Below are 13,161 nucleotides of genomic sequence, written 5' to 3'. Positions count from 1 at the left end.
AAGACGCCTCCAAACCACTGCGACAGTGGAAATGGAGGCGTCTTTTGTTCTGCCGATTGTGTAAAAGGAATTAAATCAAACCAGCTTGTTTGAGCAGGCGCTCTAAAATGGCTGCAACCTCGGCTCTTGTCATATTGGCTTTCGGTGCGAGCAACCATTTGCTTCTGCCGGATATAATACCCGCATTAATGCTGCTGGCTATACCGCTGCGTGCCCAGGCGGATGCTTCGGACGCGTCCGTAAAGGAACGCAACGTCTCTTCTGTTACCTCATCAGTCATCGTTGCTTCTGCCGATCCATTCGTAATTTGCATCGCTTTGGCGAGGATCGCCATCGCTTGCTCGCGCGTGAGCTTGTCATTCGGTCGGAACGTTCCGTCTTCGAATCCGTCGATCAGGTGAAGAGCATATGCCGTATGAACGGCTCCGCTGTACCAATCGGCCGAGCTCACATCGGAGAACTCATTCTGATAAGAGCCGGGGTTCAATCCCAGACCGCGAACGATAATCGCCGCGAATTCCGCACGCGTAATCTCGGTATCGGGATTGAATTGCCCGTTTCCTATCCCGTCGATGACCAGCCTAGAACCCATATCGTTGACGGCCTCTTTCGCCCAATGGTTCGCCACATCGATAAATTCGAGCGGATGCCATACGACCGCATATGTGCTGTTCGTCAAGCTGCTGATATGCGCGGTATATTTTCCATTGTTGACTTCAATCCGGGTCGGAACATGACGTACGGTTCCATCCGGCTCAATGACGACTGCCGTCGTTACTTTGCTCGGATCTACGCCGTCCGGCAGAACGATGGTCCGTTTAACGTAAGCACTGAACGTGGAAATTTCCGTGCTCGTCCCCGCATGCAGCGCTCTTATCGTAAAGCTTACCGGGGAAGCAACAACGGTAAACGATCCTGCCTCTGCGGCCCGCGTCAGCAGCTGCGACATATCTTCAGACGGAGCTGCAATCTCAACCTGTATGGCGATATCGCGCAGGTTAATCTGACTTCCAAGCTGTTTGGACAGGGCGTCGATGTTAAATTGCTTAGCAGATAGCGTATACGTAGCGTTTTTGGTTTTGAACTCCACTACCGCGTTCATCTGCTCCAGATCTTTAATCATTTGAGCGTTCAATTGTCCGATTAGAACGCCAGAGTCCGTATTCATCGGAATAGTGAGCACTGCGCCTTTCCCGGCTCCAGTAAGCATACGCGCCAGTTCGCGCTCGTCCACCGTGAGCGTGGTAACGGACTGGCCGTTTTTCCAGCTGGTTGTCAGCTTTCCGATCTTGAACGGTTTTCCGTTGATCAGAACATCCACTGAGTTAGCAGATTCATTGGATTGCGTGTAAATATAGAGGACGAGCTCAGCTTGAACTTCACTGCTGTTCCCGGCAGGGTCTATCGCGCCGACTGTGATGGTATACTTACCGTCGCTCAAGTCGTTTTCCGGCGTGAACTGCCATTTGCCGTTGCTGTCCGCTGGCACATGGCTTTCTGCGCCGTTGATGGTAATCGTAACCGTACTTCCAGGCTCTACTGTTCCTTTGATGTCCGGACGTCTGTTGGTCAAATACGCGTTGTTGTCTGGACTTACAATGACCGGCTCCGGAGGTGTCTTGTCAAAAACAACAGAGCTGTCATCCGTCGTATCAACGACGGCTATGCCCGCATTCCCAGCTAAATCGCTAAATTCGATCCGCAGCGGGATTGCGCCTTCCGTATCGCCATTAGTCAACGTATAGACAGCCGTGTATACGCCGTTAGCTTCAGCGGTCGTTACTGCATGCCCCGCAATGGTTACTGCAAGCGAGTGTTGCAGCATTTTGCTAGCGCTGAACGTTATCGTAACCGTGTCTCCGACTTTGGCAAGGGAAGGAGTCGCGTTATCGCTGGCAATGCTCACTTCTGTCAGGACAGGAGCCGTAGCGTCATAGACCGTGCTGAAAGGCGTCGCCGCAGTGTTTCCGTTGCCCGCCGCGTCGGCTGCCTTGCCGGAGGGGAGCGACACCGCAACCGTGCCATTTTCCGTTGGTGCAATGTCTGCGGTGTATGTCCGATTGTCGGACGTGATCAGGTTGCTTGCGGTTCCGTTCGTTACCGAGAGATCGCCGATATCGAAACCGTTGACCGCTTCGCTGAACGTGATCGTTACGCCAAACGGTGACTGGTTCGTCGGATTCGTTGCAGACGATGTGATGATGACCGTCGGCGAGGTGCTGTCATAGACCGTTTCATAAGGCGTCGCCGCGAGGTTTCCGTTGCCTGCCGCGTCGGCTACCTTGCCGGAGGGGAGCGACACCTTGACTTCGCCTTCTTCCGCTGGCGTAATATTTGCAGTGTATGTCCGACTGTCGGACGTGCTCAGGATGCTTGCGGTTCCGTTCGTTACCGAGAGATCACCGATGGTAAATCCGGTAACCGCTTCGCTGAACGTGATCGTGACGCCAAACGTGGACTGGTTGGTCGGATTCCCCGCAGACGATGTGATGGTTGCCGTCGGCGGCGTACCGTCATAGACCGTACTGACCGAAGTTGCTGCAGCAGTGTTCACGTTGCCTGCCAAGTCGTTTATTTCGCCTGCAGCCATATCGACGGTAACTGGTCCGTCTGCCGTCGGTGTGATGACAGCGGTGTACGTCAAACCGTCTGCGGACTGCAATTGGCTTGCGGTCCCGTTCGTCACTGCAATGCTATCAGCAGAGAAGTTTTGCGGAGGTTCGTTAAACTCCAACGTAACAACGAACGACGACTGATTCGTCGGATTCGCAACCGACGACGAAATATTCACTGTAGGTCCAATTGTGTCATAGGTGACGACATGCGGTGTTGCCGCCGTATTCAAATTGCCATAGCTGTCCGCTGCCACTGCGGCAGGAACATTAATGGTAACCGGGCCGTTTGCTGCTGCAGTAATGTCTGCGGTGTACATTTGACTGTTTACTGCCTGAAAATTACTAACGGTGCCGTTAGTGATGGTGATGTCTGCCCCCGTGAATCCCGTTACCGGCTCGCTGAATAGAATCGTGATGCCAAAAGTATGTTGAGCGGTCGGCCAATAGATTCCCGATGAGATCGTTACTGATGGCGATGTAACATCGTTAACTTTCACGTGAGCGGTGTTGCTCGTAATACTTGATGCTTTCTGCCCCGTGACAGTGTTCGTTACGACGACATAGTAATACGAATCATGGGCTGCACCTGTTGGCACCGTATAGGTGGGACCGGTTTGGTTGGGAAGCGCAGAGGCGCCCGAGTAGCTGTCCATCGTGTTGCGATACCATTGGTAGCTTAATGTACCGGTTCCCGTCGCCGCAACGCTTAGATTCGGAATCGTTGCTCCCTCGTTTACATCCGTGTTGGGCGTTGGCTGCGTGTCGATCGACGGCGCAGGAGCACTCGGCAGTGCGTTCACTAATACGTGAGCGGTGTTGCTACTGATGCTTGCAGGCTGCTGCCCTGCGACAGTGTTCGTAACGACTACATAGTAATACGAATCAAGGGCTGCTCCAGTCGGCAGCGTTAAGGTGGGGCCGGTTTGGTTAAAAACCGCAGAGCCACCCGAGTAGCTGTCCGTCGTGTTGCGGTACCACTGGTAGCTGAGCGTCCCGCTCCCGCCGCCCGTGATGTGCGCCTCAACGCTTAGAATAACCGGGCTCGGTGCTCCTTCGCTCACTTCAGTGTAGGGTGTTGGCTGCGTGTCGATCGACGGCGTCGGAGCACTTGGTAGCGAGCTCACTTTCACATGAGCGGTGTTGCTTTTGATGCTAGCCGTCTTCTGGCCTGCGACTGTGTTATCCGTGTTCGTTACGATTACATAGTAGTACGAATCAAGGTCAGCACCTGTCAGCACCGTTAAGGAGGGGCCGGTTTGGCCATCCAGTATAAAGCCGCCGTTATTGCTGTCCGCGGGGTTGTGATACCACTGGTAGCTGAGCGTCCCGCTTCCCGTGACGTTCGCCCCAACGGTTAGAACCATCGGATCGCCCACATTCAACGTTTCGTTGCCCACAGGCTGCGCTGTGATCGACGGCTCCGGAGCTCCCGGCTGCGCGCTTACTTTAAGGTGAGCTGTCCGACTTGTTACACTGGTTACATCGTCAGTAACCGTAACATAGTAGTCGGATTCAAAGGGTTCCCAGGTTGGAACGACTAAGGAAGAGCTCTGTGTTAAAGCGATAGTGTTTCCTCCGGAAGAGCGATACCATTGATAGTGCACTGTGCCGACACCGCCTGTCACCACAACAGAAAGCGTTTGCGACCAGAAGTTGCCTTCATCCAGTATAATATCCTGTGGTTCCGTGGTAATTTCCAAGCCCGAAGACGCATGCACATTCCCTACTGCGGATGAAGTACCCCAAATGACGATAAAGAAGACTAACATTATAGCTATTACTCGCCGCGTAAATCGACTCTTGCTGCTAAATCCGGCTGCTTCTCCCGATGTCATGAACTTCGTACTCCTTTCTCTGTTTATACAGAATTTTGACTCGAACTTTGACGACTCTTTTATTTTAGCGTATTACTTTGGTAATGAATAGAAAATAATCCATTGTAACTTTATGACTATTTATGAGGAATGGCAGACTGGTTCGAAGGCCGAATTCTTTCATTTTGTTAATGTCCCGACGCCCGTTATCATAGAGAGGTTGAGCCAATATGCAGGCCCTCGCCTGCGCGCAGACTGCTCGTGGGATCCGCCGGTGGACAAGGTGGGGCTGTAAGCGGGGAGTTGGAGTGATTGGATTTCTTATAGCGAGAATCCGATTGCGACGGGGGAAGAGTAAGAGCCGAGAGGCCGCGTCGGACGCGGGTTTGGGGGCTGTGAAAAGTTTCCGGGAGGCAGGCTGTTGCGGCCCTTTTTGGGCTTCTCGTTCAACAGCTTGCCAACATGAAGTCGAGGAAAGTGGCTGCAGGAAGCCCGGAGTCAGCCACAGCAGGGCGGTCGGGACAGGTTGTTCTTGAATGCTTGTCCCCCTTGTCTCAGTCCGTCCAGAACAGGAACGGTGAATCCTTTCGTGTGGAGCAAGTGCAAGATCTTCATGCGGAACGATTCGATTGCATTTGGAGACGTTTCCGGCAATTGGTTTCTTCTGGTAACAACGCAGCAAAACTTGCTCCACCAAACTTTCGTCACGACTTCCGTTCGCTGCCATCGCTATGACAAGCGGCAATCAACCGGAGCAAAGATGCACCCAAGTGACTGCCACGATGGTATAATTTTTCGGTTTAAGGTGTCCGTCAGGCATAAAAGCCTAGCTCTTCGGACAGGTTTTCGGAGGTTAATTTACAGATGAGATCCGCCACTTGCATCAATTAATTGACCAGTGACCCAACGGCTGTCCGACGAGGCCAGAAAGGCAGCAATATCTGCAACATCTTCAGGCTCCCCCCACCTTTTAAAGGTTGAAAGACCAGCGGCAGATTTCTGTCCATTGGGATCTTGCAACGTCCCGGCATTCATCTCTGTATTAATGATGCCAGGCTGGATGGCGTTCACCGTAATCTTACGGCTCCCAAGCTGTTGAGCCAAGACGTGCGTAAGCGTGTCGACTGCCCCCTTCGACATGCTGTAGGCGAAAACACTGGGGGAGGCCACACGTGTTACAAACGAAGAGATATTGATAATATGGCCTCCATCTCTCAGACGCGGTAAAGCTTGTTGGGTAACAAAAAGCGGTGCTTTGACATTGATGTTCATGACCTCGTTGAAAGATTCTTCCGTCGTCTCTTCAAAGGTTACAATTTGTCCGATTCCAGCGTTATTCACAAGAATGTCAAAACGATTATCGCCTGTACGTTTCCGAAGGGCTTCATCCAAAGCCGCATATAAATCATGAATGCCGTTAAGGGTACTTAACTCAGCACCGATCGCGAATGCGGCACCTCCATTTTGCTCTATCTGATGAACAACTTCCTCTGCTTCGTTTTGTCTTTTTCCATAGTGTACTGCAACCACTGCGCCCTCCTGCGCCAGACGCAACGCAATGCCACGACCAATCCCCCGGCTTGCACCGGTTACTAAAGCGATTTTACCCTTCAACTTACTCATGCCTTCATCTCCTTGTTTGGAATTCATGGTCAATTATATTGCAAGGTGACGTTTGAAATGTTGCTCTCTCATTCGGAATTCATTCATGTTTATCGTCATTAGCCTACGGGGAGCTAAACTAACGGAACAAGATAGCGTTCAATTGTGATGGCTTGCAAACAACCATTCAACAACCTGCAAACAATAACGTTGCAGACAAAGGAAACTCGTACCATTTGTCGAATAGTGTAAAAGTGATTTGAACGGAAAGAATTTTATAGGATTAGGCGAGTTATGATCTGGGATAGTGAACAATCACTTGTCGAACATTATGTAAACCCGGGTCCTGCGCGATCGGGTTTACAAAGCCCATTTGCGCTATGTTTAACAATGTAACGGAAGGAGAATATATTAAATGTCACTAGAGAACACTGACCCAAAAGTTACACAGTACATCGAAAACTCTGAGGATTTTGCCAAACCAATCCTCAATCATCTTAGAGAGCAGATACACAAAAACTGCCCTAATGTAGTGGAATCAATTAAGTGGGCCATCCCGCATTTTGATTACAAAAACGATTTCATGTGCGTTTTAGCCTCAACTAAAAACCACTGTTCGCTCACATTCATAAAATCTGAGTTCATGAGCGATCCCCGATTTGCTGGTGGCAAGAAGGTAAAGCCAGGCCAGCGATTTATGAGCAGAATCACGAGTATGTCTGAGCTGCCATCAGATGAAGAACTCGCAGGCTTTATCAAAGAAGCGATGGATTTAAATGACCGAGGCGTGAAACTTGACAAGACAGCCAAAGCAGCGCCGGGCAGCAACCCAGTGGAAACTCCGGCATATTTCCTAGAAGCACTATCGAAAAATCCTACTGCTCAACAAGTTTTTGAGAACCAATCACCGTCATTCCGCAAGAACTACATCGTATGGCTTGAAAGTGCAAAGACCGATGCCACAAAACAACAGCGAATAGATGAAGCACTGGAATGGATCGCCGAAGGCAAAGGCCGATTCTGGAAATACGAAAAGTAAAAGGGCGCCTAACCTCGCGATCGGGGTTCATTTAACGACAATTCAATAGCGACCGGAGACGAAGAAGAACGGAAAAACGGATAACAGTACTTAATGAATACATCGCCATGTGGTCTACACGCCTTGGGGATGTATTTTTTATGCCCCCAAGTCAACACGGAGTCAACAAACGATCCAAGAAGTTGATGGCAAACGCCCGGCGTGGATGCTGGGAAATGCCCCGAAACATAAACAAGCCTCAACCGCTCCTACTGGAGCAACCAAGGGCTGTTTAGCCTAACTATTCGTTATCTTGAGATCTACTAGATTATTTTTTAACCACAGGCACCAAAAATTCGCCGCAGAAAGTGCCGTCGCCATTATCTTTGCGATAAGTCGCATTCGGACCGCCAATGTAGGCATAGTCAGGGACTTGGCCCAAGACTTCGCCAAAAGCACGGTAAGTCAGTTGATCAAACAATCGCGATCGTCTTTTGCGGCGTTTGTAATCTGCCATGTGAGTGCTCCTCATTTAGCGAGTTTTTAGCCTTCGACTCTTTTTGCACGAAGCCACATTTCGCCGTAGAATTCACCATTATCAGCAGCTTTGACGAATGTGGAGTTACCAGGACCAACGTATTTGTAATCTTTGATTTCTTCCAACAAGCCGCTGAAAACTTTTCCCGTGATTTCGTCGGCAAGGCGGTTTTTGTCAGCGCCAGTTCCTGGCACGACGATGTAGTCGCCTGCGAGGAAATTGAGGACGATCGCGCCTTCCGCTTCGAATTCACCCATAACGCCGAAGCCGCGCCAAGCCTTCCCTCCGAGGACGTAGTTGATTTGATATTCTTGCCCGTCAGCGAGCGCTAGAAGTTCAGCAAGTTTGCCGTTTTCAGTGATTTCAGCTTTTTTCGCTGCCGTTTTTGCTGCATTACCTGCCCAGTCGTTGTAGTCTTCAAGTTCAACACCGAAAGCCGTCATTTTGTAGTTTTCCGAGATTGTTTTGATGGAGTAGTTAGACATTTTTTTTCGCTCCTTGAGGATTAATTTTCTACAAGGTTGATTGTATTGGCCTAATGTATCAAAAAATGATACTCTTTATCGTCTATAAAATCGCCAGACTTTTGGTCGGGCCGTGCTCTTTGGATTTGGTGACTGTTGGTTGCTCGGTGTGATTTGATACCCCACGAATTAGTGATCATTTGCGTGTATACAAAAAAGGGCCGGGTAAGCCCACCTGCAAGGTGGGCCCCCGGTCCCCTTTTAATCTATCCATCCAGCCACTTGCAGCAACCTGATGAATACGACTGCTGCCTGTGCTCGTGTCGTTGCACCTTTCGGATCGAACGTATCCGCACCTGTCCCTGTCATGATTTTAAGCTTGATCATAAGGCGAACGTTCTCCAAAAAGGCTGCGTCAACGTTTCCGATATCCTTGTACCCGTTCAAATTAATGAATTCCTTTGTGATCGGCAGCTTTTCCAGGGTAATTACAGCCGCCAACATGCTCGCCATTTCCTCGCGGGTCAGCGGTTGATCGGGCATGAAACGTTTGTCACTGGCAAACCCCAGCAGTCCAAGCTCCTTCGCTTGCACGACTACGTCGAAATACCACGCGCCTGGTTGAACGTCTTCATAGGGCGTTACGCTGCCGGTCGGTATGCCGCGGCCCAGCGCCCTGACCAGCATGGCTGTGAATTCCGCTCTCGTCACCGCTTTGTTGGGATTGTATTTACCGTCTCCAACGCCTTCCACAAGCCCTTTGGCCGCGGCAAGCTGGACAAACGATTGACTCCAATGCTTTTGCACATCGGTGAAGTTTACAGCATGATCTGCCACAAGGTATGCACTGTTCGAATAAGAGCTAATGATCACATTCCACACACCGTTGATCTGTACTTTCTTGGAGGCAACAAACTCAAATTTCTTGGTCGTTTCGTTGTAGCGGAATGCGCCCCATTGTTCAGGCATACTTCCCATATTTTTCGGCATCGGAATAATCCTTGTAATCGCCTTGCTGAACTTATCGGCCTATCCGATTGTTTTTCCTGTCGAGGTATTAATGATATCAATGTGAAAATCAACAATCGGGCCAATCACTTTACCATTGGGCAGGCTCTGACCGAACGCAGCCTTTATATCCTTGCTGTCGGACTTGTCTGTCAGCGTGATCTTGAACCGAATATCCTCGGCCTTAAGGTTGTTTCCAGCAAGCAAGTCCTTTAGCTCTGGTATTAGTGAAGCCAGATCGACCGGTATTTGATAGCTGCCGAAAGGTGCCTTAACTTCAATAATGAAGGTTGCGTTTTTCTCTTCAAAGCTTGCAAAAATGCTTGCCGGTATGCTGACGTAGGCTGCACCGTCCTTTGGGTTAGCTTCAAGCGTGACGGATGGCTTCGTCGTGTCGACTGTATTCGGGTCAAGCGCTGCGCCATTTTGGTCGATTTGTTGGGATGGCGTCGTCGGTATTGTCGTCGTTGGTTCAACAGACGTGCCTTTTACTGTAACTGTCGCCGATTTACCCACAATCGCTACGCCATCTACATAAACTGTTAAGCTGTGGCTAACATCGCTTGTTGTGGTGTTATGCGGAATAACGACTGTTGCTGTGGCACTAGTGGCGCTGTTTACAATAGCCGTGGCCGCTGCCGCTCCATCAAGATATACTTCTACCCTATGCCCGGTAAGATTAGTGCCTACAATTGTAGCAGTCGTGCTTCCGCCAATGCTCATAAAGTTTGTTGGATTAACAGATATACTGGTAACTATAGGTGCCGCAATTGGACTCACCATAGTAAGAGATGAGTTATTGCCAGTATCCGGGTCAAATTGATCCGAGTGCGCCACTGTTATAGTGAACGTATTTGCATTAGGTGAGGCGACTGTCGCCGTGATTGTGAGCGTAGGTGGGGTTCCTGTCGTAACAGTCCCGACCGTCCATACACCTGTCGCCGAATTATACGTGCCCTGAGAAGGATTGGCACTAACAAAGGTTACGCCTGCGGGAAGTAAGGCACTGACGGACACATTCGTCGCTGTATCAGGACCCGAATTCTTAATTGTTGCTGTATAAGTAATCGTGTCGCCCACATTTGGCGATGAATTGCTCACTGCTAAAGTCGCTCTTAAGTCAGCTTGCTGCGGAGTTATTGTGCTGGAAGCGGAGTTATTCGTTTGATCCGGGTCAAATTGATTCGAGTGCGCCACTGTTATAGTGGACGTATTTGCATTAGGTGAGACGACTGTCGCCGTGATTGTGAGCGTAGGTGGGGTTCCTGTCGTAATAGTTCCTACCGTCCATACACCTGTCGCCGAATTATACGTGCCCTGAGAAGGAGTGGCGCTAACAAAGGTTACGCCTGCGGGAAATAAGGTATTAACGGATACATTTGTCGCTGACGCAGGGCCTGAGTTCGAAATGGTTGCTGTATAAGTAATCGTGTCGCCCACATTTGGCGATGAATTGCTCACTGTCAAAGTCGCTCCTAAGTCAGCTTGCTTAGGTGTTATTGTGCTGGAAGCGGAGTTATTCGTATGATTCGGGTCAATTTGATCCGAGTGCGCCAGTGTTGTTGTAAATGTATTTGCATTAGGTGAGACGACTTTCGTCGTGATTGTAAGCTTAGGCGGGTCTCCTGCTGTAACGGTTCCCACCGTCCATACCCCTGTAACCGAATTATATGTGCCCTGTGAAGGAGTCGCGCTATCAAAGGTTACGCCCGCGGGAAGTAAGGCATTGACGGATACATTTGTCGCCACATCGGGGCCTGAATTCGAAATGGTTGCTGTATAAGTAATCACGTCGCCTACATCTGGCGTCGGATTGCTCACAATTAATTGCATACCTAAGTCATCGCTCGGATTTATTGTGCTGGAGGTGGAGTTATTCGTTTGATCCAGGTCAAATTGATCCGAGTGCGCCACTGTTATAGTGGACGTATTTGCATTAAGCGAGACGACTTTCGCAGCAATTCCAAGCGTAGGTTGGTTTCCTGTCATAATAGTACCTACCGTCCATACACCTGTCGCCGAATTATACGTGCCCTGTGAAGGAGTCGCGCTATCAAAGGTTACGCCTGCGGGGAGTAAGGCATTGACGGATACATTCGTCGCTGTATCAGGACCCGAATTCGTAATTGTTGCTGTATAAGTAATCGTGTCGCCTACGTTTGGCGTCGGATTGTTTACTGCTAATTGCACGCCTAAGTCAGCCTGCTGTAGAGTTATTGTACTAGAAGCAATGTTATTGGCTGGATTCGGGTCAATTACAATTTGATCGAAGTACGCTGATATTGAAAATGTAGAAGGATAGAGAAAGCTGACTCTCGCCGTAATTGTAAGTGTATACTGACTACCTGATGTAACGTTCCCTACCCACCACATCCCTGATCCCGAATTATACGTACCCTGTGAAGGAACTGCGTTTACCAAGGTTAACTCTAAGGGAAGTACGGCAAAGATGGATACATTAGTCGCTGTATCAGGGCCTAGATTCTTTACTGTTGCCGTATAGGTAACCGTGTCGCCTATGTTTACCGTTGGTTTGTCCACTGTTAATTTCAAATCTAAATCAGCCTGCTGTAGAGTTATTGTGCTAGAAGCGATATTATTGGCTGGATTCGGGTCATTGTCCATTTGATCGAAGTACGAGTATATTGAAAATGGAGTTGGATTGAGAAAGCTGACTTTCGCCGTAATTGTAAGTGTAGACGAATTACCTGATGTAACGTCCCCTAGCCGCCACACCCCTGATCCATAATAATACATGCCCTGTGAAGGAGTATCGTGTACATAGGTTAACGATAAGGGGAGTTCGGCTAAGATGGATACATTAGTCGCTGTATCAGGGCCTAAATTTTTTACTGTTGCCGTAAAGGTAACAGTATCGCCCATGTTTACCTTTGGTTTGTCCACTGTTAATTTCACATCTAAGTCAGCTGTTGTTGCGGCATAGGCTATGTTGGTTGGCCTTAAAACGAACAGCCCTGTTAGGATGGATAAAACCAGAAAAAGCGTTCCTATTTTCTTCGTAACATACATATGTATCTCCCACTTCTTTCAGCTAATAAATGGTTAGAATGATTCATAGAAAAAGACGTAGTTTCGAAAAAAACTCATCGAATAATGTCGAATATCGACGTGAATCATTATAACATTAATACCAATAATTCTCATTATTCAATTCATATCTAATAGTTTTTTTCAAGTGTTCCGGCCGAGTGCTGGTTACACTCGGCCTATACGATTGGCTTGGATGGGATTGTCCACGAAACGTTCCCGCATTCAAATTTGTAGTTTTCTTGCCTTAATTACGAAAGTTACAGGAAACATCTTTGCTCTATATGCCAAATCGCTTTTGTCTTCCATCGATTGCATCATTTCACCGTCATTCTGTTCAATCATTTGCTCAACTACAAACCCCGCTTTCGCCAACGCGTTCACATAGGTTGATAGCTTACGGTCCGCTAGTAATAGCTCACCTTCAACAGCTACCGGATACCATGCTTCATCGAAATAACTCTTCTTAAAAACAAACCTACCATTATCTTCAGTAACACATCTATGTATAGGATGAGACCAACTGAAGATAAATACACCGTCTTTTTTGAGGTAAGAAGCGATCCGGCAAAAAGTACCCTCAAGATCGGTTGTCCAACCGATGGCATAAATCGAATAAACATAGTCAAAGTATTCCTCCGGTATGCCGCATTCTTCTTCCATGGCGGAACAGATCAACTTCGCGGAAACACCGGATAACTCCAAATGCTGTGCTGCCTTTTCGATTTGTCTTTCTGAAATATCAACAGCCCATAGTTCAGATGCATTTCGCTCCGCTTGATATTGTAAGGACTGACCGTTGCCACAACCTATCTCCAATAACTTTTTCCCTGAAATATCACCAAAGAGCTGGTATTTCTCTTCTGAGATAAACGCTCCATAATAAGGAAGAACGATTGCTCTTAAGAAGTCATTGCCTTTTGTATCCCAATAGAAGCTGTTTGTCTTATGAATAGCATTCTTATCTTCCATGAAGGCACCTTTTTCCGGATACGTTTTGTTGTTTCAAACCAATCCTAGTATAACGTTCTATTTTCGAAATTCTCAAATCTTT

General features: G+C 48.6%; 8 protein-coding genes. 1 reads left to right on the top strand and 7 read right to left on the bottom strand.

Going from position 1 to position 13,161, the window contains the following annotated elements; genetic code table 11:
• Nucleotides 1-70: 70 nt before the first annotated feature.
• Nucleotides 71-4,450, bottom strand: coding sequence for an Ig-like domain-containing protein (locus ACFPOF_RS00100; protein WP_378128399.1), 4,380 nt, complete (start codon nt 4,448-4,450; stop codon nt 71-73).
• 837 nt (nt 4,451-5,287) lie between these two features.
• A complete protein-coding gene (locus ACFPOF_RS00095) occupies nt 5,288-6,052 on the bottom strand; it encodes an SDR family oxidoreductase (protein WP_378128397.1) in 765 nt (254 codons plus the stop codon).
• A 394-nt stretch (nt 6,053-6,446) separates the two neighbouring features.
• Here ACFPOF_RS00095 and ACFPOF_RS00090 point away from each other — a divergent pair, with 394 nt between their 5' ends.
• A complete protein-coding gene (locus ACFPOF_RS00090) occupies nt 6,447-7,070 on the top strand; it encodes a YdeI/OmpD-associated family protein (protein WP_378128395.1) in 624 nt (207 codons plus the stop codon).
• Nucleotides 7,071-7,377: 307 nt separating this feature from the next.
• On the opposite strand, the gene ACFPOF_RS00085 is transcribed toward ACFPOF_RS00090, so the two are convergent.
• The 5 genes from ACFPOF_RS00085 to ACFPOF_RS00065 form a co-directional block, all read right to left on the bottom strand.
• Nucleotides 7,378-7,566 carry a hypothetical protein gene (locus ACFPOF_RS00085; protein ID WP_378128394.1) on the bottom strand — a complete coding sequence of 63 codons (189 nt, stop codon included), beginning with the start codon at nt 7,564-7,566 and terminating at the stop codon, nt 7,378-7,380.
• 26 nt (nt 7,567-7,592) lie between these two features.
• Nucleotides 7,593-8,072: a hypothetical protein gene (locus ACFPOF_RS00080; RefSeq protein ID WP_378128392.1), complete on the bottom strand. Its 480-nt coding sequence runs from the start codon at nt 8,070-8,072 to the stop codon at nt 7,593-7,595.
• Nucleotides 8,073-8,312: 240 nt separating this feature from the next.
• The gene (locus ACFPOF_RS00075; RefSeq protein ID WP_378128390.1) at nt 8,313-9,041 is read right to left on the bottom strand and encodes an S-layer homology domain-containing protein; all 729 of its coding nucleotides are present in this window, start codon (nt 9,039-9,041) and stop codon (nt 8,313-8,315) included.
• Between the two features lie 39 nt (nt 9,042-9,080).
• Nucleotides 9,081-12,089, bottom strand: a complete 3,009-nt coding sequence (locus ACFPOF_RS00070) for a DUF11 domain-containing protein (protein WP_378128388.1) — start codon at nt 12,087-12,089, stop codon at nt 9,081-9,083.
• Between the two features lie 243 nt (nt 12,090-12,332).
• Complete coding sequence (locus ACFPOF_RS00065) at nt 12,333-13,079, bottom strand: class I SAM-dependent methyltransferase (RefSeq protein ID WP_378128386.1); 747 nt, start codon at nt 13,077-13,079, stop codon at nt 12,333-12,335.
• Nucleotides 13,080-13,161: the final 82 nt, after the last annotated feature.

It is taken from the genome of Cohnella soli (assembly GCF_042655525.1).
Lineage (GTDB): Bacteria > Bacillota > Bacilli > Paenibacillales > Paenibacillaceae > Cohnella > Cohnella soli.
Note: the sequence above shows the minus strand (reverse complement) of the source record. Positions and strands in the feature narration are given on the sequence as shown.